The sequence below is a fragment of the Streptomyces sp. NK08204 genome, assembly GCF_020400585.1.
Lineage (GTDB): Bacteria > Actinomycetota > Actinomycetes > Streptomycetales > Streptomycetaceae > Streptomyces.
On record NZ_JAINVF010000003.1, the window covers coordinates 1 to 21,498 of the forward strand.

Annotated in this window: 21 protein-coding genes; 8 read left to right on the plus strand and 13 right to left on the minus strand. The window is 73.1% G+C overall.

From position 1 onward, the window contains the following. The coding region (locus K7G59_RS05740) for a M4 family metallopeptidase (protein WP_225830760.1) at positions 1-679 on the plus strand (679 nt) is incomplete at its 5' end. Between the two features lie 185 nt (positions 680-864). On the opposite strand, the gene K7G59_RS05745 is transcribed toward K7G59_RS05740, so the two are convergent. Further along, positions 865-1,764, minus strand: a complete 900-nt coding sequence (locus K7G59_RS05745; protein WP_225830761.1) for a ketopantoate reductase family protein — start codon at positions 1,762-1,764, stop codon at positions 865-867. Positions 1,765-1,856: 92 nt separating this feature from the next. Between K7G59_RS05745 and K7G59_RS05750 the strand changes: the two genes are divergently transcribed. Both K7G59_RS05750 and K7G59_RS05755 read left to right on the plus strand, forming a co-directional pair. Continuing rightward, entirely contained in the window at positions 1,857-2,123 is a 267-nt protein-coding gene (locus K7G59_RS05750) for a DUF2277 domain-containing protein (protein WP_225830762.1), read from the plus strand. Between the two features lie 270 nt (positions 2,124-2,393). After that, positions 2,394-2,957, plus strand: a complete 564-nt coding sequence (locus K7G59_RS05755) for a DedA family protein (RefSeq protein WP_225830763.1) — start codon at positions 2,394-2,396, stop codon at positions 2,955-2,957. A gap of 52 nt (positions 2,958-3,009) precedes the next feature. Here K7G59_RS05755 and K7G59_RS05760 read toward each other — a convergent pair whose 3' ends face one another. Then, entirely contained in the window at positions 3,010-3,654 is a 645-nt protein-coding gene (locus K7G59_RS05760; protein WP_225830764.1) for an HNH endonuclease family protein, read from the minus strand. 375 nt (positions 3,655-4,029) lie between these two features. Here K7G59_RS05760 and K7G59_RS05765 point away from each other — a divergent pair, with 375 nt between their 5' ends. Next, the gene (locus K7G59_RS05765; RefSeq protein ID WP_225830765.1) at positions 4,030-4,611 is read left to right on the plus strand and encodes a TMEM165/GDT1 family protein; all 582 of its coding nucleotides are present in this window, start codon (positions 4,030-4,032) and stop codon (positions 4,609-4,611) included. Between the two features lie 157 nt (positions 4,612-4,768). After that, positions 4,769-5,449 carry an HAD-IA family hydrolase gene (locus tag K7G59_RS05770; protein ID WP_225830766.1) on the plus strand — a complete coding sequence of 227 codons (681 nt, stop codon included), beginning with the start codon at positions 4,769-4,771 and terminating at the stop codon, positions 5,447-5,449. A gap of 52 nt (positions 5,450-5,501) precedes the next feature. On the opposite strand, the gene K7G59_RS34940 is transcribed toward K7G59_RS05770, so the two are convergent. Continuing rightward, positions 5,502-6,470, minus strand: coding sequence for a peptidoglycan-binding protein (locus K7G59_RS34940; RefSeq protein ID WP_225830767.1), 969 nt, complete (start codon positions 6,468-6,470; stop codon positions 5,502-5,504). 162 nt (positions 6,471-6,632) lie between these two features. On the opposite strand from K7G59_RS34940, the gene K7G59_RS05780 reads away from it, so the two are divergent. Then, positions 6,633-8,711 carry an MDR family MFS transporter gene (locus K7G59_RS05780; RefSeq protein ID WP_225830768.1) on the plus strand — a complete coding sequence of 693 codons (2,079 nt, stop codon included), beginning with the start codon at positions 6,633-6,635 and terminating at the stop codon, positions 8,709-8,711. A 23-nt stretch (positions 8,712-8,734) separates the two neighbouring features. On the opposite strand, the gene K7G59_RS05785 is transcribed toward K7G59_RS05780, so the two are convergent. Then, complete coding sequence (locus tag K7G59_RS05785) at positions 8,735-9,244, minus strand: GNAT family N-acetyltransferase (protein WP_374114191.1); 510 nt, start codon at positions 9,242-9,244, stop codon at positions 8,735-8,737. Beyond that, on the minus strand, positions 9,213-9,704 hold the full coding sequence (locus K7G59_RS05790; protein WP_225830770.1) for a DUF1992 domain-containing protein: 492 nt from the start codon (positions 9,702-9,704) through the stop codon (positions 9,213-9,215). The genes K7G59_RS05785 and K7G59_RS05790 overlap by 32 nt, the downstream gene beginning before the upstream one ends. Positions 9,705-9,837: 133 nt before the next feature. Here K7G59_RS05790 and K7G59_RS05795 point away from each other — a divergent pair, with 133 nt between their 5' ends. Further along, positions 9,838-10,230 carry a hypothetical protein gene (locus K7G59_RS05795; protein WP_225830771.1) on the plus strand — a complete coding sequence of 131 codons (393 nt, stop codon included), beginning with the start codon at positions 9,838-9,840 and terminating at the stop codon, positions 10,228-10,230. Between the two features lie 22 nt (positions 10,231-10,252). On the opposite strand, the gene K7G59_RS05800 is transcribed toward K7G59_RS05795, so the two are convergent. Beyond that, positions 10,253-10,924, minus strand: coding sequence for an O-methyltransferase (locus tag K7G59_RS05800; RefSeq protein ID WP_225830772.1), 672 nt, complete (start codon positions 10,922-10,924; stop codon positions 10,253-10,255). An 813-nt stretch (positions 10,925-11,737) separates the two neighbouring features. Between K7G59_RS05800 and K7G59_RS05810 the strand changes: the two genes are divergently transcribed. Continuing rightward, positions 11,738-13,789 (plus strand): bifunctional glycosyltransferase 87/phosphatase PAP2 family protein, encoded by a 2,052-nt coding sequence (locus K7G59_RS05810; protein ID WP_225830773.1) that lies wholly within the window; start codon positions 11,738-11,740, stop codon positions 13,787-13,789. A gap of 134 nt (positions 13,790-13,923) precedes the next feature. Here the strand turns inward: K7G59_RS05810 and K7G59_RS05815 are convergent, their stop codons facing one another. From K7G59_RS05815 to K7G59_RS05845, 7 genes are all read right to left on the minus strand, one after another. Continuing rightward, positions 13,924-14,622, minus strand: a complete 699-nt coding sequence (locus K7G59_RS05815; RefSeq protein WP_225830774.1) for a YoaK family protein — start codon at positions 14,620-14,622, stop codon at positions 13,924-13,926. A gap of 470 nt (positions 14,623-15,092) precedes the next feature. After that, entirely contained in the window at positions 15,093-15,509 is a 417-nt protein-coding gene (locus K7G59_RS05820; RefSeq protein WP_225830775.1) for a lytic transglycosylase domain-containing protein, read from the minus strand. 349 nt (positions 15,510-15,858) lie between these two features. After that, on the minus strand, positions 15,859-16,674 hold the full coding sequence (locus tag K7G59_RS05825) for an ECF transporter S component (protein ID WP_225830776.1): 816 nt from the start codon (positions 16,672-16,674) through the stop codon (positions 15,859-15,861). Next, on the minus strand, positions 16,671-18,485 hold the full coding sequence (locus K7G59_RS05830; RefSeq protein ID WP_225830777.1) for an ABC transporter ATP-binding protein: 1,815 nt from the start codon (positions 18,483-18,485) through the stop codon (positions 16,671-16,673). Before K7G59_RS05830 ends, K7G59_RS05825 begins: the two co-directional genes overlap by 4 nt. Then, the gene (locus K7G59_RS05835; RefSeq protein ID WP_225830778.1) at positions 18,397-19,617 is read right to left on the minus strand and encodes an energy-coupling factor transporter transmembrane protein EcfT; all 1,221 of its coding nucleotides are present in this window, start codon (positions 19,615-19,617) and stop codon (positions 18,397-18,399) included. Before K7G59_RS05835 ends, K7G59_RS05830 begins: the two co-directional genes overlap by 89 nt. Continuing rightward, positions 19,610-20,266 (minus strand): SCO2322 family protein, encoded by a 657-nt coding sequence (locus K7G59_RS05840; RefSeq protein WP_225830779.1) that lies wholly within the window; start codon positions 20,264-20,266, stop codon positions 19,610-19,612. The genes K7G59_RS05835 and K7G59_RS05840 overlap by 8 nt, the downstream gene beginning before the upstream one ends. After that, positions 20,263-21,498, minus strand: coding sequence for a prenyltransferase/squalene oxidase repeat-containing protein (locus K7G59_RS05845; RefSeq protein ID WP_225830780.1), 1,236 nt, complete (start codon positions 21,496-21,498; stop codon positions 20,263-20,265). The genes K7G59_RS05840 and K7G59_RS05845 overlap by 4 nt, the downstream gene beginning before the upstream one ends.

Here is a 21,498-nt window from a genome sequence, read left to right on the forward strand (position 1 = left end):
TGTCCACTACGGCAACGGCTACGTCAACGCCTTCTGGGACGACAGCTGCTTCTGCATGACCTACGGCGACGGCGCGAACAACACCGACCCGCTGACCTCCCTCGACGTCGCCGGCCACGAGATGAGCCACGGCGTCACCTCCAACACCGCCGGCCTGAACTACAGCGGTGAGTCCGGTGGCCTGAACGAGGCGACCAGCGACATCATGGGCACCGGCGTGGAGTTCTACGCCAACAACGCCTCCGACCCCGGTGACTACCTCATCGGCGAGAAGATCGACATCAACGGCAACGGCACCCCGCTGCGCTACATGGACCAGCCCAGCAAGGACGGCAGCTCCGCCGACTACTGGTCCTCGTCCGTGGGCACCCTGAACGTCCACTACTCGTCCGGTGTCGCCAACCACTTCTTCTACCTGCTGTCCGAGGGCAGCGGCGCGAAGACCGTCAACGGGGTGTCCTACAACTCGCCCACCTACAACGGCTCCACGGTCACCGGCATCGGCCGGGACAAGGCGCTGCAGATCTGGTACAAGGCGCTGACCACGTACTTCACGTCGACGACCGACTACGCGGGCGCCCGCGCCGGCACCCTGCAGGCCGCGGCCGACCTGTACGGCTCCGGCAGCGCCGAGTACAACGCGGTGGCGGCGGCCTGGTCGGCGGTCAACGTCAACTAGACGAGTCTCTCCCGAAAGGCCGCGGGCACAAGACGAGGGTGTCCAAGGTCCGTTCGTGACGACGGGCATGGCACGGGTGTGGATCTGCGACTCCACACCCGTGCCACTCACGGTTCCACTGGAGGGCGCCCGCCCCACCTGTCACCGCGACATGCCAGAACCGAAATCAACCCGGCCAAGCACTGCTAGTGGCCGGCCGCCTTCAGTTCGCCCACCAGGCGTGCCGTCACCGGAGCCGGGACCCCGTGGCGGTCCGCGGCGCGTAGCAACGCCCCGCCGATCGCGTCCAGTTCGAGCGAGTGGCCGGCCTCCGCGTCGCGTTGCATGGACGACTTCGTGCCCGGCGGGAAGGCGTCGTACCGGGCGAGTGCCTGGGCGGGGTCGGCGGGGGCGCCGCAGGCGCGGCTGACCGCGGCGGTCTCGGCGACCAGGGCCTCCAGCTCCTCGCGGTGCCGGGTACGGACCTCGCCGAGGGGCATGCCGTACCGGGTGGTGAGCAGGGCGAACGGTGCGAGGAAGGCCATCTTGGCCCACAGGGCGGCTGTCTCGTCCCCGACCACGCGGGCGGCCGTTCCGGCGGCGGTGAGGACGGCGGCGAACGCGTCGAGACGGGGGCGGGGCACGCCGTCCCCGGCCAGGTCGATCTCCGCGAACGGGCTGCCGTGTTCGATCACCCCGGGGGCGGTCCGGGTGGACTCCACGCGGATCACGGCCGGGGCCACGCGGTCGGCGCCGTAGCGGGCGCGCAGTGCCGCGGGGTGTTCGACGCCGTTCAGCAGCGGTACGACCAGGGCGTCGCCGAGGACGGCGGGCGGGACGCGGGTGAGGGCGGCGTCGAGCGCGGTGTGCTTGACGGCGATCACACAGGCGTCCACGGGCTCGCGCAGTTCGGTGTCCGCCTCGACAGGGGCGGTGAAGTCGCCGAACTGGCCGCTGCGGACGTGGATTCCGCTCTTGCGCAGGGTGTCGGCCGTGCCCTCGCGGGCCAGGCAGATCACGCGGTGGCCGGAGCGGGACAGGAGGGCGGCGAGGAGCCCGCCCGTGCCGCCGGGGCCGAGGACGGCCACGGTATGCCGGAGAGCCATGAGGCTGTTCCTCTCGTCGGTCGGCCCCGGGGATCGGTGGCCGCCTTGCGGTGATCTTCGCAGGGCGGGACGGGCCGGTCCAGACTGGGGGCATGTGCCGGAGTATCAAGACGCTGCGTCCGCCCGTGCTGTCCGGTGAGGCCACGGACGAGGACATCCACGCCGCCGCGCTGCAGTACGTACGGAAGGTCTCGGGCCTGCGGGCCCCCGCCGCCCACAACCGCGAGGTCTTCGACCGGGCCGTGGCCGCCGTGGCCCTGGCCACCGCCGAGTTGCTCGGCGGCCTGGAGATACGGGGGCAGGCGGTGCGCGGGGCGGGCGGGCACGCGCCTGGTGCCGGAGCGGCAGGCATGGGCTAGGTGTTCTGTCCCGGGAGGTTGTGGACGGGTGAGCCAGGTCTCGGCTGAGGAATCTTGAAGCGGGTGAGGGCCTTCCGGTTCGGTGTGGACCGCGGCGGGCAGACGCCGGTGGCCGGCCGACCCTGCGCCCCCGTGACCCGGCGGAACGCCCCCCGCGCCTCTCCTGTCACACCCGCGGCGTACGCTGTATGGCTGTCATCGGGGGAGCAACGGGGGAGTGTCGTGTTGGAGAGTGTGGGGTCACTAGCGGCCGGGCCATGGATCTACGCCATGGTGGCGCTGTCCGTCCTGCTCGACGTGTTCGTGCCGGTGCTGCCGAGCGGAGTCCTCGTCATCACCGCGGCCACCGCCGCGGCGGCGGGTTCCGGGGCGGCGGCGGGAAGCGTCCCGCACGAGGTGCCGGACATCGCCGCCCTGATCCTGTCCGCGGCGACCGCCTCGGTCCTCGGTGACGTGGTCGCCTACCGGCTGGCTTGGCGCGGCGGTGAGCGGCTGGACCGGGCGATAGCCCGCTCACGGCGGCTCGCCACCGCGCAGGAGCGGCTCGGCGAGGCGTTGTCCCGGGGCGGGGGCGCGCTGGTCGTGCTGGCCCGTTTCGCGCCGGCGGGCCGCTCGATCGTCTCCTTCTGTGCGGGTGCCGCCCACCGCCGGGCCCGCGACTTCGTGCCCTGGTCCGCTCTGGCCGGGCTCTCCTGGGCCGCCTACAGCGTGGCCCTCGGCTACTTCGGCGCCCGGTGGCTGGGCGAGACCTGGCTGGCCACGGGCGTGTCGCTGGTGGCGCTGTTCGGGGCGGGCGCCGCGGCGGGCTTCCTGGTGCGGCGCCGGCCGGCCTGACCGACCGCGGCCGGCCCGGCCGGCGCCGTGCTACCGGCGGATGCCCGGGTGATCAGCAGGCGGCCAGGTAGTTCTGCAGCGCGTTCTTCTCGGCGGAGTCGACCGAGAGGTTGTAGTAGTACTTCACCTGGACCCAGGCGCGCACGTAGGTGCAGACGTACGCCGAGCGGGGCGGCACCCAGGTCGCCGGGTCCTGGTCGCCCTTGGCCTGGTTGACGTTGTCGGTGACCGCGAGAAGCTGCGGGCGGGTGACGTCGTTGGCGAAGTCCTGCCGCTTGGCGGTGGTCCACTTGCTCGCGCCGGAGTCCCAGGCCTCGGCGAGCGGGACGAGGTGGTCGATGTCGACGTCGGACGGGGAGTACCAGGTCGCGCCGTCGTAGGGGGAGTACCAGCTGCCGCTCTGGGCCACGCAGCTGGAGTCGGTGACGACGTTCGAGCCGTCCCGCTTGAGGATCCACTCGCGGGTGTTGCAGGTGCCGGAGATGGTGATCCAGGTCGGGAACAGGGAGCGGTCGTAGCCGGTGCGGTTCTCGGTGGCCACGGTGAGCTGGGAGAGGTAGCTGCGCGCGGTGGAGGCGCTGACCGGGGTGGGCAGGGCGGCGGAGGCGCTCGGGGAGTCGAGCAGGGCGGCGGAGGCGATCAGGCCCGTCAGGGCCGCGAGTATGCCCAGACGTCGACGCGCGTAGAACTTCGGCATGCGAACTCCCTTGGGGGGTAGGGGCGTTGGGGCGCGAGCGAGGGAATGCTCGCGGTGCCGTGCGACCGGAAGGTGAGCGCCCGGTAAGAAGATAATGACGTGTTCATGACATGACAAGGTCGGTGGCGGAACTTTCACGTCGCGTACCATGGACGGCGCAGAAGGGGAGTAGCTCCTCGCCGGACCGTCGACATACTGCTCAGCCAGCCTGAGCCGGCGCCCGGAGGCGGATCGACACACGACCGCCCAGCGAGACCTTCGGCCAGCAGTACACGCCCGTGCCCCATGGCGCGGGCACCGAGTGTGCTGCCGTGCCGAGGCGTCTCATGTGAAGTGCGGCACTCTCGGTGGGGCAGCCCGACCGATTGAGGACCCTTGATCAGTATCACCGTGACGGCGCTCGTATTCGGCGTCATCTTCCTCGCCGAACTGCCGGACAAGACCGCGCTCGCCGGTCTCGTCCTGGGCACCCGTTACCGCGCCTCGTACGTCTTCGCGGGCGTCGCCGCGGCCTTCCTGCTGCACGTCGTGCTCGCCGTCGCGGCCGGCAGCGCCCTGACCCTGTTGCCGCAGCAGATCGTGCACGCGCTCACCGGTGTCCTCTTCCTCGGCGGCGCCGCCGTGCTCCTGATGAAGAAGGACGAGGACGAGGAGGAGATCAGGAAGCCCGCCGACCAGTCCTTCTGGAAGGTGGCGGGCACGGGCTTCACGCTCATCCTGGTCGCCGAGTTCGGCGATCTCACCCAGATCATGACCGCCAACCTGGCCGCCCGCTACGACGCCCCGATCTCCGTCGGCCTCGGCGCGGTCCTCGGTCTGTGGGCGGTGGCCGGTCTCGGCATCGTCGGGGGAAAGGCCCTGATGAGGCGGGTTCCGCTGCGGCTGATCACGAAGATCGCGGCCCTGCTGATGACGGGCCTCGGCGTCTGGAGTCTCTACGAGGCCGTGGCGGGCTGAGGCGCCCGGCCGGGGTGAACGGACGATGAACCCTCATAAAGGCGGTGGCGGGACCGGGCCTTGTTTTGTACCGTAGAGAAACAAAGTGGCTCCCGCCCGTTTTCCCTGACCGGCGGGCGGGGCCGCCTTGTCCTGTATCTCGTTCCTGGAGTTGCCGATGCCGGCCACCGCCACGCCCGCCGCCACCCCGTCGGTCCTCACGGCCCGTGCCCTCCTGCTCGACATGGACGGCACGCTCGTCGACTCGAACGCCGTGGTGGAGCGCGTCTGGCGGCGCTGGGCGAAGCGGCACGGGCTCGACGGCGACGAGGTGATGCGGGTGGTCCACGGCCGCCAGGGGCACGCCTCCATGGCCCTCCTGCTGCCCGACCGGCCCAGGGAGCAGAACCTCGCCGACAACGCCCGCCTGCTCGCGGAGGAGACCGCCGACGTGGACGGCGTGGTAGAGGTCCCCGGCGCAGGCGTCTTCCTCGCCGCCCTGCGCGGCCTCCCGCACGCCCTGGTCACCTCCGCCGACGTCGCCCTGTCCACGGCCCGCATGGCCGCCGCCGGACTGCCGCTGCCCGGGCTGCGCATCACCGCCGAGTCGGTCGGCGCGAGCAAGCCCGACCCCGAGGGCTTCCTGAAGGGGGCCGCCGAACTGGGCGTCGCGCCGGCGGACTGCATCGTCTTCGAGGACTCCGGTGCGGGCATCGCGGCGGGACGTGCCGCGGGGATGACGGTCGTGGGTGTCGGTCCGCGGGCCGCCCGCCACGATCCCGACATCGTCGTGCGCGACCTCACCCAGGTGAGCGTCGAGGCGTCGGCGGACGGGGCGATCTGCCTCCGCATCGGCTGAGCCGCCGTACCGCGCAGCCGAGCCGCTGTACGCGGGCGCGCCGGTCCGGCCGTCAGGGCTGCGACGTCTCCGACTCCAGGCTCGCCCGCGTCGCCGGGCCGTACGTGCCGGGATCGTCGCCCTGGATGCCCCGGGCCAGCTGGTAACGCCGCACCGCGTCCTCCACCGGGCGGGTGAAGACGCCGTTGGCCTGGTCGCCGTAGAGGTTCAACTGGCGCAGCCGCAATTGGAGTTCGGTGATCTCCGGCCCCTTGTCGCCGCGCCGCAGCACCAGTGGGGCGGCCGGGACCGTGTCCGGGCTGCCGGAGGCCGTCTCCGACGAGGTCCCGGGGGTCGAAGGGGTCACCGTCGGGGTGGGCGCCGACGGCGTGGGGGCGCCGGACCGGCCCCGGGCGGCCGACCGTGACGCGGAGCGCGTGGGCTGCCGGGCCACGGTCGAGGACGGCGAGGACGGGGGTGATGGCGGCACCGCGTCCGAAGCGGTCACGTCCGGGACGCTCTCCCGTACCTCCGGGGCCGCCCGGTCCCGCGACGGCGCCTGGTAGCCGAACAGCCCGCTCGCCAGACCCGCCACCGTCACCGCCACGACCGTGGCTCCCGCACCCGCGACCGACAGCAGGGCCGTACGCCGGGTACGACGGCGGGGGCGGCTCTCCTCGGCCGCCTCCGGAGCCACCCCGATGGCTGTGGCTGCTGTGGCTGCTGTGGCTTTTGTGCCTGGTGTGGCCGTCGTGGCTGTCGTGGCCGCCAGGCCCGGCCCGTCACCTCGAACGCCTCGAACGCCTCGACCGCCCTCGGGAAGCCGCAGGCCGGACGGGCTCGGCTCGGGGCCGGAGGGCTCCGGGACCTGGACGTAGGGGCGGATGCGCAGCCGGTCGAAGTCCTCCGCGGCTGCCGTCTGCGCCGTACGCGCCTCGCGCAGGGCCCGCGCCGCCCGCTGGGTGCAGGTGCAGGACGGGGTGTTGTCCGCCCCTCTGGGCGCCCCGCATTCCGGGCAGCCGTGGTCCGCCGGTTCCGTCACGCGTTCGCCCCTCCCCTCGGGAACTTCCGAGTTTATTCATACCGTCTCCACATAAACCGTTTCGCAACACGCGGGAAATCGGTCACGCAGAGGACTCAACAGGCCATGAGCGAGGACACCGCCCAGGATGGAAGAGGTGCATCCGAGCCCCGGGAGGTCTCCATGGCCTTGGACACGCACGGGACGGCGAGGGACGCGAGGGGCGGCGAACACGTCCCCGGAAACGCGCTCGTCTCGATCGGTGCCCTGCTGCTCGGCCTGCTGCTCGCCGCCCTGGACCAGACCATCGTGGCGACCGCGCTACCGACGATCGTCAGCGACCTCGGCGGACTCGAGCACCTGTCCTGGGTGGTCACCGCCTACCTGCTCGCCTCGACCGCGGCGACCCCGCTGTGGGGCAAACTCGGCGACCAGTACGGGCGCAAGCGGCTGTTCCAGACCGCCATCGTCATCTTCCTCGTCGGCTCCGCGCTGTGCGGGGCCGCGCAGAACATGCCCCAGCTCATCGCCTTCCGCGCCCTTCAGGGGCTGGGCGGCGGCGGGCTGATGGTGCTGTCGATGGCGATCGTCGGCGATGTCGTACCGCCGCGTGAGAGAGGGCGCTACCAGGGGCTGTTCGGTGCCGTGTTCGGTGCCAGCAGCGTGCTCGGGCCGCTCCTCGGCGGGCTGTTCACGGAGCATCTGAGCTGGCGCTGGGTGTTCTACGTCAACCTGCCCGTCGGCGTCGTCGCCCTCGCCGTGATCGCCGCCACGCTGCACATCCCACGCCGCGCCGCCCGGCACGTCATCGACTACCTCGGCACCTTCCTGATCGCCTCCGTCGCCAGCTGCCTGGTGCTGGTCGCCTCGCTCGGCGGTACGAGCTGGGGGTGGGGATCGGCGCAGATCATCGGCCTCGCCGTGCTGGGCGTCGTCCTCGCCTTCGCCTTCGTCGTCGTGGAGCACCGGGCCGTCGAACCCGTCCTGCCGCTCAAGCTGTTCCGCATCCGCACCTTCAGGCTGGCCGCGGTCATCAGCTTCATCGTCGGCTTCGCCATGTTCGGCGCGATGACCTACCTGCCGACGTTCCTCCAGGTGGTGCACGGTGTCTCCCCGACCATGTCGGGCGTGTACATGCTTCCGATGGTGTTCGGGATGCTGCTGTCCTCGACCGGCTCGGGGCAGATCGTCAGCCGCACCGGCCGCTGGAAGGTGTTCCCGGTCGCGGGCACCGCCGTCACCACCGTCGGCCTGCTCCTCCTCCATCGGCTCGACGAGCACAGCCCGACCGGCGAGACGAGCGTCTGCTTCTTCGTCTTCGGTCTCGGCCTCGGCCTGGTCCTGCAGGTCCTGGTCCTCGTCGTGCAGAACGCGGTCTCCTACGAGGACCTGGGCGTGGCCACCTCCGGCGTCACCTTCTTCCGCTCCGTCGGAGCCTCCTTCGGCGTGGCCATCTTCGGCACCGTCTTCGCGAGCCGCCTCGGCGACGAGCTCACCGCCGCCTTCCGGGGCGTGCGCCTGCCGTCCGGCGTCACCGCCGACGCCCTCAAGTCGGACCCGCGCGGCATCGCCGCCCTGCCGCCCGCCCTGCGCCCGGCGGCCCTGCACGCCTACGCGTCCGCCATCACGGACGTGTTCCTGTACGCGGCGCCCGTCGCCGCCCTCGGCTTCGTCCTCGCCTGGTTCCTCAAGGAGGACCGGCTGCGGGCCTCGGTCACCGTGCCGGACGCCTCCGAGACCATCCCGCCGAACCCGGTCGAGCGGTCCTCCTACGACGAGTGCTACCGGGCCCTGTCCGTGCTCGGCACCCTCGAGGGGCGCCGCGAGGTGTACCGGAAGATCACCGAGCGGGCCGGGTACGACCTGCTGCCCGCCGCCAGCTGGCTGCTGCTGCGCATCCGCAAGTACGGCTCGGTGGAGCCGGGCGTGCTCGCCGAGCGCGGCCCCGTCCCGTTCCAGCGCGTCCTCGCCGCCGCACGGCAGGTCGAGGAGCGGCGCCTGGCCGAACGCCGGGGCCTGGACCTCGTGCTGACCGAGTCCGGCCGCGAGGCCGCCGAACGGCTCGCCAAGGCCCGCGAGGAGTCCCTGGCCGAACTGCTCGGCGACTGGTGGCAGCCCCGCCGCTCGACCGACCTGGTCCAGCTGGTCAGGGAACTCACCGGCGAACTGTGCGGCTCGGAGCGCGAAGAGCCGGGTACAAGGGCTGCCGCCAGGTCCCGTCTGACAGCCCCTGGGCGTCCGTCCGCCGGGGCTCCCGGGTGAGGGCCGCCGCGCCGACGGCTCCTTCACCGCAGGGGCAACAGCTCCTTGCGGAACCAGTGTTCGGCATACGGGTCGTCGTTGTGCGGGCCGGTCTCCGTGTAGCCCAGGCGGGCGTACAGGGCGCGGGCCTCCACCAGGTCGGACCGGGTGTCGAGGACGATGTGCCGGGCACCCAGGGCGCGTGCGGCGTCCTCCGCGGCGGCGACGAGCGGCGAGGCACCGCCCCGGCCGCGCATCCCCTCGTACAGGAAGACCCGGGTCAGTTCCGCCGTGTCCGCGTCCAGGAGCCGTACACCCGCCGAACCGGCCGGCTCACCCTCGTACCGAGTGATCAGCAACTGGCCGGTGGGCGGGGCGAGTTCTGCGCCGGTCTTGGCCGCGATCTCCCGTTCCAGCTCGTCCGGGTCGGTGCGCCGGCCCTCGTGCAGCAGGTACCAGCGGTCGCTGACCTCCGTGTAGTACGCCCGCCACAGTGCGGCAGCGGCGGGGGAGTCGTACGGCTCAGCGGCGATCGTCCACGTCATGCCCGGCATGATTCCCCATGGGCCGGTCCCGCGCGGGTGATTTTCCCGCGGTGCCACGGGCATCGGTGGTGGCCCTGCGCAGCCGCCATTCGCGTACGACCTCCTCGACGTCGTACGGCTTCTTGCCCAGCGGAGGGCCGGGCGGGGGCTTGAACATCATGTCGCGGATCTTGACGTTGACATCCTCGATGATCTTCCGTGCGATGCGCTCCGAAGGCGCCGCACAGGCCGCCGCGAAGGCGTCCTCGGCCTCTTTGCGCAGGGCCAGGGACGGGGGCAGCACGGCCAGTCCCTCGCGGGCCATCTTGCGTTTGACCCACCACAGTTCGTCGTACGTGGAGTCGAGCCCGTCGGGCAGCGGTTCTCCCGCGCCCGGCAGCCGGTCGAACTCGCCGCGCCGCTGGGCGTCGCGGATCTGCTTGTCGGCCCAGGACTCGAACGGGACGCCCGGTGGCTTTCGCTCGGTCATGAACCCATTGTGCCGGACGGGCCCGAGCCGGTCGTTTTATCATGCGGCGACGGCACGGCGATCCGGCCGCCGCACAGGGACGTCACAGGCTCACCGGCCTCGCTGAGGTACCGGTCGTCGCAAGGGGAACACCGTGCTCGAACTCACCATGGCCACCGTCTCCGGTGCCGATGCGGGCGCCACGGCCGGCATGTCGATGGCTGAGGCGCCCAGTGCGCCGGGCGCCGTGCTGCGGGTGGGCCGGGACGCGTCGGTGTGCCGACTGGTCACGCCCGAGGACTGGCTGTTCGTCTCCCGTGTCCACCTGGAGTTCCGGTGCGGCCCCGACGGCGCCTGGCAGGTGTCCTGGCTGCGCGGCTCCCAGGCCGAACCGGCCTCCGAGGTCCGGCTGACTGTCGGGGAGCGCACACAGCCCGTCACCTACGGCGGCACCGTGGCGCTGCCGCACGGCGGCTCCGGCGAGCTGGTGGTCAAGGACCGCGCGCAGCCGCGCAGCGTCAACGTCGGCTTCTACCACGACGTGTGAGCCCGGTCCCGCTCACCTCCGCTCAGGCCAGCACCCGGGCCATGGCGAAGCCGTCGTAGCCCTTGCTGCCCACCGTCTGGACCGCGGTGCCGCTCAGTCTCGGGTGCGTGGCGATCAGCTCGATCGCCTCGCGGGTGCCGATGATGTCGGGCTCGGTGCTCTCCGAGTCGACGACCTGACCGCCGCGCACCACGTTGTCCAGGATGATCAGGCTGCCCGCGCGGGTGAGCTTCAGCGCCCACTCCACGTAGTGCGCGTTGTTGGCCTTGTCGGCATCGATGAAGACCATGTCGAAGGGGGCCGGGTTCTCGTCGGCGAGCTTGGGCAGCGACTCGAGTGCCGGGCCCACGCGCACCTCCACGATCCGGTCCAGGCCCGCGCGGGCGATGTTCCGCGTGGCGACGTCGGCGTTCCTGGCGCTGTACTCCAGCGAGATCAGCCGGCCGTCCTCGGGGAGGGCGCGGGCCAGCCAGATGGTGCTGTAGCCGCCGAGGGTGCCGATCTCCAGGATGGTGCGGGCGCCCTGCACCTGGGCGAGCAACTGCAGGAACTTGCCCTGTGCGGCCGTCACGCTGATGTTCGGCAGCCCCGCCGCCTCGCTGTCCCGCAGGGCGGCGTGGAGCACGTCGTCATCGGGTGAGAGATGGCTGGAGAAGTAGAAGTCGACGTCATCCCAGATCTGCGCCCCGCTCATCGCGCCCGCCGCCTTTCGGAGTGTCTGCCCGGCGTCATTATCCCAGCCATCGGAGCAGAGATCAGGCGCAATGGCCAAGAGCGTGGGGCCGTATGCGCCTCCGCGGCTGTGTCGTGGGCCGTATCCGGCCATGCAGTCCTGCGGTCGGACGGGCTGTGCCGTGGGGCGTGTCCCGGCCGCGCGGGCCTGCTGCCGGACGGCGGCGCGGAGGCCGGTGGCGCTCGGCTGCCACCGGCCCTCGGCCGCCGGGGCGAGTCCGGCAGCGGACGTCCCGCCGACTCCGCCGCGCGCCACACGGCGAGACCGCCGACGACGGTCGCGGCCGTCAGGCAGTACGCGGCCATCGTCACGTCGCCGGTCGCGCCGACCGGCGTGGTCACGACCGGCGTGGTCACGACCGGCGTGGTCACGACCGGCGTGGTCATGACCGGCGTGGTCGTGACCAGCGGGGTCGTGCCGCCCCGAAGACCGTGCCGTCCCGCGGCCGGAAGAAGACCTTGCCCGGGACGGTGACCGCGATGCTCGCCCGCCTGACGACGGGGCAGGCACCGGGCCCGCCGGCGAAGCCCCGGAGGCGGCCGAAAAGCGACGCCCGGCGCCGTTTCCGGGCTCCGGCTGTGATCCTTCTCGCGCTCAGCGCGGGCAACCAAGCCCCCCTCGGACTATCGTCATCCGGACAAAAGGAGGTCGGACGTCAGGTGAAGCGGGGATAGCCTGCGTCCTCCTCCGGGGGGTCCGCGAGCTTCATGGGCTCGCGGAAAGAACCCGGCTGCACGGGGCGCCGGGACGAACGGGGCGGGAGGCCGACGAGGCGTGGCGAACGTGGAGCACAGCGGGCGAGCGACGGATGCCTTCGGAACGGCAGCGGATGCCTTCGGGACGGCGCCGGCCGGAGCACGCCTGCGCGCGGTTCGGCTCGCACTGTGGGTGGTGGCCGCGGCTCTCGCGGTCCGGCAGATGGCCGTCGTCCTCACCACACCGAGCGGCAAGCGGCTCACCGACCTGGAGACCTGGGTCGGCCCGCACGGCGTGCTGCATGTGAAGGGCTCGCTGTACGACTCGACGCGGTTCACCGGCACCCCCTTCGGCGGGCTGGTGCTCAAGCCGCTCACCCGATCGGCGCAAGCGGCCCTCGGCTGGGGCTGGACATTAGGCTCCCTGCTGCTGGTCGTGGCCCTCGGCCTGGTCGCCGCCCGCGCGCTGCCCCGGCCCGTCAGCCGCCGCACCTCGCTGCTGGCCGCGCCGGTCGCCGTCAGTCTGCTCATGTTGTCCCTGCCGGTCCGCAACGCCCTGTGGCTCGGCCAGACCAGCATCATCCCGGTGCTGCTGGTGCTGCTCGGCTGCTTCACCGTGCGCGGCGAACGCGCGAGCGGCCTGTGCATAGGCGTGGCCGCCGCCCTCCAGCCGACCGTCCTGCTCTTCGCCCCGCTGCTGTGGTTCACCGGCCGTCGCAAGGCCACCCTCGGCACGGCCGCCGGCTTCGCCGCGTGCACCGCCCTCGCCTGGGCCGCGATGCCCCACGACTCCTCCACGTACTGGGTGCACCACATGGCCGGTGTCGGCCTCGGCGGCAAGGCCGACGCCCTCGCCAACCAGTCACTGCACGGCGCCCTGCTCCGCCTGGACCTGACCGGCCCCCTGGAGATCGCGCTCTTCCTCCTCCTGAGCGCCGCCGTCGCCACCCTCGCCCTGCGCCGCGCCGTCCGCTACGCCCACGACGGACAGCTCCTGCTCGCCGTGGCCGTCACCGGCTGCGCGGCCGTCGTCGTGTCCCCGACCACCTGGCAGCACCAGCTGCTGTGGGTGCTTCTCGCGGTGGTCGGCCGGGTCGGCAAGCGCGCCTCGGACCGCTACGTCTGGCCGGTGGCGGTGGTCCTGGTGACGACCCTCCCGGCGAAGATGATGCTGCCGAACATGTCGTCGCTGTATCCGCTGCGGGACAACATCGTGGTGCTCGCGGCCGTCGCCGCCGCCACGGCCGTACCGTTCCTGTCCCGCACGTCGCCGCACTACCAGAGGCCGATCCCGACGGAGTGCGCGCCACCGGTCCCGGCCCGCTGGCGGCGCGTCCCCCTGCTGCCCTTCCTGCGCCGGGTCCTCACCCGCCCCAACCTCCTGCTGGAACTCCTCCTCCTCCGCGTCACCTACGCGGCCTACCAGCAGGTGCGCCTGGCCGCGACCGGCGGCAGCAATTCCAAGGGCCGGGCGCGGGCCGAACACCACGGCCACCTCGTCCTCGACCTCGAACGCTTCCTGCACATCGATGTCGAGCACGCGGTCAACCACGCCGTGGTGAAGATCGACTGGCTGCGGAACTTCTTCGACTTCTACTACGAGTCCTTCCACTTCGTGGTCCCCCTGACGGTCCTCGGCGTCCTGTACTGGCGCCGCCCCGTCGACTACCGCTGGGCCCGCGCCTCCCTCGGCTTCGCCACCCTGCTGGCCCTGGTCGGCTTCTGGCTCTTCCCGCTGGCCCCGCCGCGCCTGATGCCGAGCCTGGGCATGATCGACACCGTCCACGGCGTCCAGGACTTCTCCAAGCCGGACTACGGCACCCTGACCGCGCTCACCAACCAGTACGCGGCGATGCCGTCCCTGCATTTCGGCTGGTCCCTGTGGTGCGGGGTGGTCATCGCGGTCATCGCCCCCCGATGGTGGATGAAGGCCCTCGGCCTGCTGCACCCCTTCTTCACCGTCTCCGCCATCGTCGCCACCGGCAACCACTGGGTGCTGGACGCGGTCGGCGGAGCGGTGGTGGTGAGCGCGGGCTTCGGGCTGTCGTACCTGTTCCAGGGGCCGCGGGCGCGGGTGGTGTCGGCGGTGGCGGCGAAGAGAGAACCGGAGCGGGTGGGGGAGACCGGCTGACGGCGGACCGGCCGACCGTCAGGAAAAGGAGTCCGCGCTGATCACGATGTGCGCGGGCGGGGGCCGGCGACCGGGACGGTCATCCGGCGGCTGTGGAAGCCGTCGTCATGACCGCTGTCTGCGCCGCACCGCACTCACTCCCGGCCCGAAGCCAGTCCCCCCAGCACCCCCGACAGCGCCGCCGCGATCAGCAGCGGGATGCCCAGGCCGTGGTGGAGGACCAGCCACGCGCCCAGGCAGGCGCCGGCCGTCATCGCGAGGACCGAGGCCGTGCGGCGGGGGGAGCGGTGGCCGGTGGCGTCGCCCAGGCGGGATTCGGAGGCGAGGGCGGTCAGGGTCATGGTGAGGACCGTGGTGGTCAGGTCGGGGACGCCGAGTTTGCGGACCGTCGCGTTGCGCAGGCCCATCGCGAAGGCCGTCAGGGCGATGAGGGTGTAGCGGGTGGCCGGTTCCCGGGGCCAGAGGAAGGCGACCGCCGCTGACGTGCCGACCAGGAGCGCTTCCACCGCCAGGGTCAGGCGGGCCCAGCGGCGGCGCGTGCCCTGGCCGTGGCGGGCCGCCATCCTGCCGCCGGCCACCGCGCCGAGGAGGAAACACAGCAGAGAGGTCGCCGTGTGCGGGACCGAGAAGCCCGGGGCGCCCGCCGCCGCGAAACCCAGGACCACCACGTTGCCCGTCATGTTCGCCGTGAAGACGCGGCCCAGGCCCAGATAGCTCACCGCGTCGATCAGGCCGCTCACCACCGTCAGCACGAGGAGTACGGCCACCAGCCGGACCCCGCGTGCCTCCGGGTCCGGGCCCCGGTCCGGGCATGCCGTGGTGCGGGTCGTCATCGGATCCTCCGGTTCGCCGGGCGGCAGAGCGGACAGGCGGGACAGGGCGGACAGGGCAGGACAGGGCGGACAGGGCGGGCAGGCGGAGACGACCGCATCGCGGGCGCGGGGGTTCCCGGCTGTCCCGGCGCAGCGTGCGTCCGTAGCGGTCGGGGCGCGACACGGGACACGCGTGTGCCGCGTGGATCCGGGGAAAAGCAGCCCGGTCGGCGGATGCGGGAGAGGTCCGTCGCCGAGCCGGCCGCCGCGTACAGGCTGAGTTCGCCCGTTTCCTCGGGTGAGTTGCCGTCGCCGCCGACTCCCTGTGCCCGCGAGCACACCTGTGACGTGGGCCGTGCCCGGACATGCGCGCGCACCCCCGCCCGGCAGGGGGCGAGGGTGCGTGTGCTGGATCAGGGAGACGTCGACCACGTGGGGTCGTACGTCGCGGCGCTGCCGAAGACCGCTCGGTGGTCCGGCGGCGGGCCGGCTCAGTACCAGCCGTTGGCCTGCCAGAAGGACCAGGCCTTGGCGGGGCTGCCGTAGCGGGAGTTCATGTAGTCCAGGCCCCACTTGATCTGCGTCGCCGGGTTGGTCTTCCAGTCGCCGCCGGCGGAGGCCATCTTCGAGCCCGGCAGGGCCTGGACCAGGCCGTAGGCGCCGGAGGAGCTGTTGGTGGCCGTGGGGTTCCAGCCGCTCTCGTGCTGGACGATCTTGCTGAACGCGTTGAACTGCGCGGCGTCCGGGATCATCTTGTGCGCGATCGCCTGAGCGGAGGAGGCCGAGGCGGGCGTGGCGGCCTGGGCGGGCGCCGCGGTCAGAGCCATACCGGCGGTGGCGGCGGCCACGGCGGCGGTGGTGAGGGCCTTCTTCGGGGAAGCGATGCGGCGGATGAAGGAGACGGACACGGAGAACCTCTTGCGTCGGGGACAGGGGGATCGCCTGTATGCCGTGAACCACGCGGAGGTGGTTGCCGCATACGTCGGCGCCGCGGCCCGGGTGGGTTCGTGGCGCCTGGCGACGTCCTCAAGAGAAGCAGGCTGACGAACGGCCCGCAATGCCCCCTTTTACTAGTTGTGGCCGGATCGGCGGCTATTGACCGCTGTGTGGCGTGGCTCTCAATCCGCAGGTCAGAGGTGGTGCCAGAAAGGGTGTATGGGGCAAATAGGTCTACTATGGCGGACCGTAGGTGACGTGCGTCATGTGGGGTGCTTCACCGCGCGGGCCACCGCACGGACACAGCATGGATGCGGCCCCTCACGCACCGGGAGCGTCGAATGTGACCGCGGTCTCGAAGGCGGCCCGGCGCGTGGCCCGGCGCAGCGCGCGCAGCAGCGCCGGACCGAGGGCGAGCGTGAGGACCACCGTGCAGACGGCCCGGCCCAGGTCCCAGCCGAGGGACGTGGCCAGGCAGTACGCGAGGAAACGGGCCAGGTTGGCGGGGACCCCGGCGTGCGGGTCGAAGGCGATGTCCGAGGCCAGCGCCCCCATGAAGGGCCACCCGGCCAGGTTCATGACCGTGCCGTAGGCGAGGGCCGCCAGGCAGCCGTACACCGCGAGCAGCAACAGCTCACCCCGGCCGCGCAGGCGGTACGGGCCCGGCAGCAGCCCGGCGCCCATGGTGAACCAGCCCATCGCGAGCATCTGGAACGGCAGCCACGGGCCCACCCCGCCCGTCAGCAGCGCGGAGGCGAACATCGTCACCGAGCCCAGTGCGAACCCGAAGCCCGGACCGAGCACCCGGCCGCTGAGCACCATCAGGAAGAACATCGGCTCGATCCCCGCCGTGCCCGCGCCGATCGGGCGCAGCGCGGCCCCGGTCGCCGCGAGCACGCCCAGCATGGCGACGGCCTTCGGACCGAGGTCCGACTCGGAGATCGTCGCCGCCACGACCGCGACCAGCAGCGCCAGCAGACCCGCGAACAGCCACGGCGCGTCCTGCGCGTGTGCGCTCAGCTGCGAGGTGGGCGGGGCGAGGAAGGGCCAGCCGAAGGCCACGACCCCGACCGCGCCGGTCAGCACCAGGGCGGCAAGGGAGCGGGGCCCGAGGCGCACCGGGCGGGCGGTGCTCATGCCAACGCCTCCCGCACCTCGGTGACCGTGAGCCACTCCAGCGGGGCGAGGATCTTCGTCACCTGCGGGGCGAAGGACGGGGACGACACCACGATCTCCGCCGTCGGCCCGTCGGCGATCACCTCGCCCTCGGCGAGCAGCACGACCCGGTGGGCGATCTCGGCCGCCAGCTCCACGTCATGCGTGGCCAGCACGATCGCGTGACCCGCGGCGGCCAGCTCGCGCAGGACGCCCACCAGGCGGGCCTTCGCCGCGTAGTCCAGGCCGCGCGTCGGCTCGTCCAGCAGGAGAAGGGGCGGGCGTGCGGTCAGGACGACGGCCAGGGCGAGCGTCAGGCGCTGCCCCTCGGAGAGGTCGCGCGGATGCGTGTCGTCCGTGATGCCCGGCAGCAGCTCGGACACCAGGGCCCGGCACCTGCCCGGCTCGGCGCCCGCGTCCCGGTCGGCGGCCTCGCACTCGGCGCCCACCGTGTCGGCGTACAGCAGGTCGCGCGGCTCCTGCGGGACGAGACCGACCCGGCGGACGAGATCCCGGGGCGCGGTGCGGTGCGGTTCGGCTCCGCCGACGCGGACCGTGCCCGAGGCCGGCTCCACCAGCCCGACCAGGGAACCGAGCAGCGTGGACTTCCCCGCGCCGTTGCGGCCCATCAGCGCCACCGTCTCACCCGGGGCCACGGCCAGATCGACCCGCCGCAGCGCGTCGACCCCACCCCGGCGCACGGACAGGGCACGGACCTCGGCGGCCTGCTGTCCGGCAGGCGGGGCAGCCGGGGCGGAACGGCGCAGCAGGTGCCGGCGGGGCCTGCGGGCCGTGGGCGCCGACTGGGCGGGTGCGGGTGCCGGCGCGTGTCCGGGTTTGGGCGCGGGTTTGGATCCGGGTCCGGATTCGGGTCCGGGTCCGGGTCCGGGAATGCGCGGAGACGAGGTCCGGCCGGCGGCGGCCGTGCCCGGCCAGGGGGCTGGGCCGACGGGCCGGGCCTGACGCACGCGAGCCCGGTCCGCGAGCCGTTCCCGCAGGTCGCCGGCGCGGCGGCGGGCGTCGCGGACCGTCAGGGGCAGCGGGTCCCAGCCCGCCAGCCGACCGAGCTCCACCACCGGCGGACACACCGGGGAGACGGCCATCACCTCGGCCGGGGTGCCGAGGACCGGGGCCGCGCCGGGTGCGGGCAGCAGGACGACCCGGTCGGCGTACTGGACGACCCGCTCCAGGCGGTGTTCTGCCAGCAGGACGGTCGTCCCGAGGTCGTGGACCAGCCGCTGGAGCACCGCCAGCACCTCCTCGGCCGCGGCCGGGTCGAGCGCCGAGGTGGGCTCGTCGAGGACCAGCACCCGGGGGTGCGGCGTGAGCACCGAGCCGATCGCGACCCGCTGCCGCTGCCCGCCGGAGAGGGTGGCGATCGGCCGCTCGCGCAGCCCGGCCAGCCCCAGCAGGTCGAGGGTCTCCTCCACCCGGCGCCGCATCACCTCCGGGGCGAGCCCCAGGGACTCCATGCCGTAGGCGAGTTCGTCCTCCACGGTGTCCGTGACGAAGTGCGCGAGCGGATCCTGCCCCACCGTGCCGACGACGTCGGCCAGTTCGCGCGGCTTGTGGGTTCGGGTGTCCCGCCCGGCCACGGTGACCCGGCCGCTCAGGGTCCCGCCGGTGAAGTGCGGCACCAGCCCGCTGACCGCGCCCAGCACGGTCGACTTCCCGACCCCGGACGGACCGGCGAGCAGCACCAGTTCACCCTCGGGCACCTCGAAGTCCACGCCCCGCACGCTGGGTTCGGCCGCGTCCTCGTACGTGACGCTGACATCCTCGAAGCGGATCACGACGGCTCCTTGGGGTCCTGGGGTCCTGGGGTCCCTGGGGCTTACCGGGCACGATGAAGGCGGGCAGCAGGGCGAGCAGCACGGACGCCGCCGGCCACACGGGGAGGGTGGGCGCGACCAGCGGGACGACCCCGGGATGCAGCGCCTCCGGTTCCCGTACGGAGGCCAGCGTCAGCAGTGCGGCGACCGCGGCGCCCGAGCCCGCGACCAGCCAGGCGCGCCCGCCCCACGGGTCGGGGCGGTAGCGGGTGCGCAGCGAGCGGCGCCCACCCAGCCGCAGCCCCGCGAGCGCGGCGGCGACCCCGGTGAGCAGCACCGGCAGCCCGTACGTGCCGCCCTCCGCGGTGAGCAGCCCGTACGTGCCCGCGCACACGCCGAGCAGACCGCCGAGGGTGAGCGCCGCCGTCGTACGGCGTACGGGGGCGGGGACCTCGGCGGTACGGCCGTAGCCGCGGGCCTCCATCGCGGCGGCGAGTGCGACCGAACGCTCCAACGCGCCCTCCAGGACCGGCAGTCCCACCTGGAGCAGGCCGCGCACGCCCCGGTCCGGCCGGCCGCGCAGCCGCCGCGCGGCGCGCAACCGCTGGACGTCGGCGACGAGATGCGGCGCGAAGGTGAGCGCCACGACCACCGCCACGCCCGTCTCGTACAGCGCACCCGGCAGCGACTTCAGCAGGCGGGTGGGGCTCGCGAGGGCGTTCGCGGCACCCACGCAGATCAGGAGGGTGGCCAGCTTCAGGCCGTCGTAGCAGGCGAAGACGAGCGCCTCGGCGGTGACCTCGCCGCCCAGCCGGATGCCCTGCGCCCAGTGCGGGAGCGGGACTTCGGGAAGGGTGAGGAGGATGTGCGTGCCGGGAACGGGCGAGCCGAGGGCGACGGCGAACATGACGCGGACGACGACGACGGCGGCGGCGAGCTTGGCGAACGCGCCGTAGGAGCGGGACCAGGGGGCGGTGGAGCGGTGGGTGGCGACCACGTACCCGGACGCGGCTATGAGCAGGGCGAGGAGGAGGGGATCGGTGGTGCGGGTGGCGGCGGTGCCGAGGGAGAGGGACCACAGCCACCAGGCACCGGGGTGAACCGTGCTGCTGTGCCCGCGACCGCGGACGTACGGCTGCGCACGGCTACGCACGACGACGTGCCCGCCATATCGCCGCCCCGGCCAGCAGCGCGACCACGCCCGCGCCGACCGGCAGGCCCAGGGACGGGCCACCGTCCTTGTGCGAAGCGGTGTTCCCGGCGGCCGTGCTGCCCTGCTTCCCCTTCTTCCCCGTCCCCGACGACACCTGCTCCCCGCACCCCTTGCGCGGGTACCCGACGATCGCGCACAGCAGGGCGTTCGTGTCGTAGCGCAAGGGCCCCGCGACCTTCGCCAGGGCCTCGGCCGTCGTCGCGCCGGGCGAGATGCGCACGCAGGCCGTACGCCCGGCGGGCGGGGCTTCGCCGGACGGGGCGTCCGCGGGCGTGCCGAAGTCGATCACCAGCGCGACCCGCTTGGTGCCAGGCCTCGCCGGGGTGTGGGCGCAGATGGTCGTGAAGTCCGCCGTGCCGCGCGGCCGGTCGGCGTCGGCCGAGTCGTCACTCACCGCGAACCGGAATCCCTCGACGGCGCCGTCGTCGGGCCGGGCGGTCGACGGGCCCTGCGTGGCGTACGTCCAGTGGCCGCCCGAGCGCTCCCAGAACGACCAGTAGCGGTATCCGGTGGCCCGGGCCTGGGCGGCACCGGCGAACAGGACGAGTACGGCGACGAGCAGGGTCGCGGCACGGCGGACGGCGGTCACGGCTGCTGCTTCTTCCGGCGACCGCTGAGCAGGAATCCGACGCCGATGCCCGCGACGAGACCCACGCCGACGATCCACCACACGCTCGTCCCCGAGTCGTGCTCGCTGCGCTTCTCGTTCCCGTGCCCGGCCGTGGCGGTGGCCCCGGCCCGCTGCGGTGCCGGGCCCGTGGCGTCGAGCGCGCGCACCAGGTCGGTGCCGCCGAAGTGGCGCGGGTCGGCGCCGGTCGCGTGCGCGGCGAGGATCAGCTGGGCGTACGCGGCCGGGCCGTTCTGCCGCGCCCAGCCGGTGGCGTTCTTCTCCAGCCAGGTGTACGACTTCTCCGCCTGCCCGGTACGGCCGGCGGCGGCGAGCGCGACGACCGTGTCCGCCGTGTTGCCGTAGTCGGGCTGGTCCGCGGCGCCGGGCAGGGCGGACTTCAGGTAACCGCTCTTGGCCACCGCGCCGGACAGGTACGCGGCGGCGTTGTCCGCCAGCTGCGCCGGGGTCGGCTTCTCGGCGGTGACGCAGCCGGTCTTCGCGGGCGCCTTCCCGGCGGTCGTCACGAAGCCCTTGCCGAGCGCACCGAGCACACCGGCCGCCGACGCATCGGCGTTGGCAGCCAGCTTGCCCTTCTTGTCCGGCTGGTACGCGAACGCGCCGCCGCCGTCCTGGTCGCAGGGGATGGACCACTGGGCCAGCGCCTCGTAGGGCGTCCGGCCCTCGGTGCGCAGCCGGGTGGTGTCCTTGCCGGCCGCGGTGAGCGCACCGATGACGACGGCGGTGGAATTCGTGTCGCTCGGGCTGCCAGGCGTGTAGCCCCAGCCGCCGTCCTTGTTCTGGGCCGTCTTCAGCCAGGTCGCGGCCTTGCGGACCTCGCCGTCGTGCTCGCCGAGCGCCTGCAGGGCCTGGACGGCGGCGGCCGTGCTGTTGGTGTCGGCGCTGCCGCCCTTGCCCCCGCACGGCCCGGCCGGGGCGGCGCGGAAGGCGGCGAAGCCCCCGTCGGGGCACTGCTGTCCGACCAGCCAGTCGACGGCGGAGGCGGCCGGGCGTTCACCGAGCGTCCGCTGGGCGAGCAGGGCCAGCGACTGGCGCCACACGCCGTCATAGGTCGGGTCGGACGTGCCGAACAGCCCGGCGGGGAGGGTCACTTTCGGCGAAGGGGACGGGGAAGCCCCGGCGGCCGTGGCGGGCGCGGCGGCGGCCAGCACGCCCACGGCGGCGAGAGCCGCGGCACTGCGGCGTACGTTCAT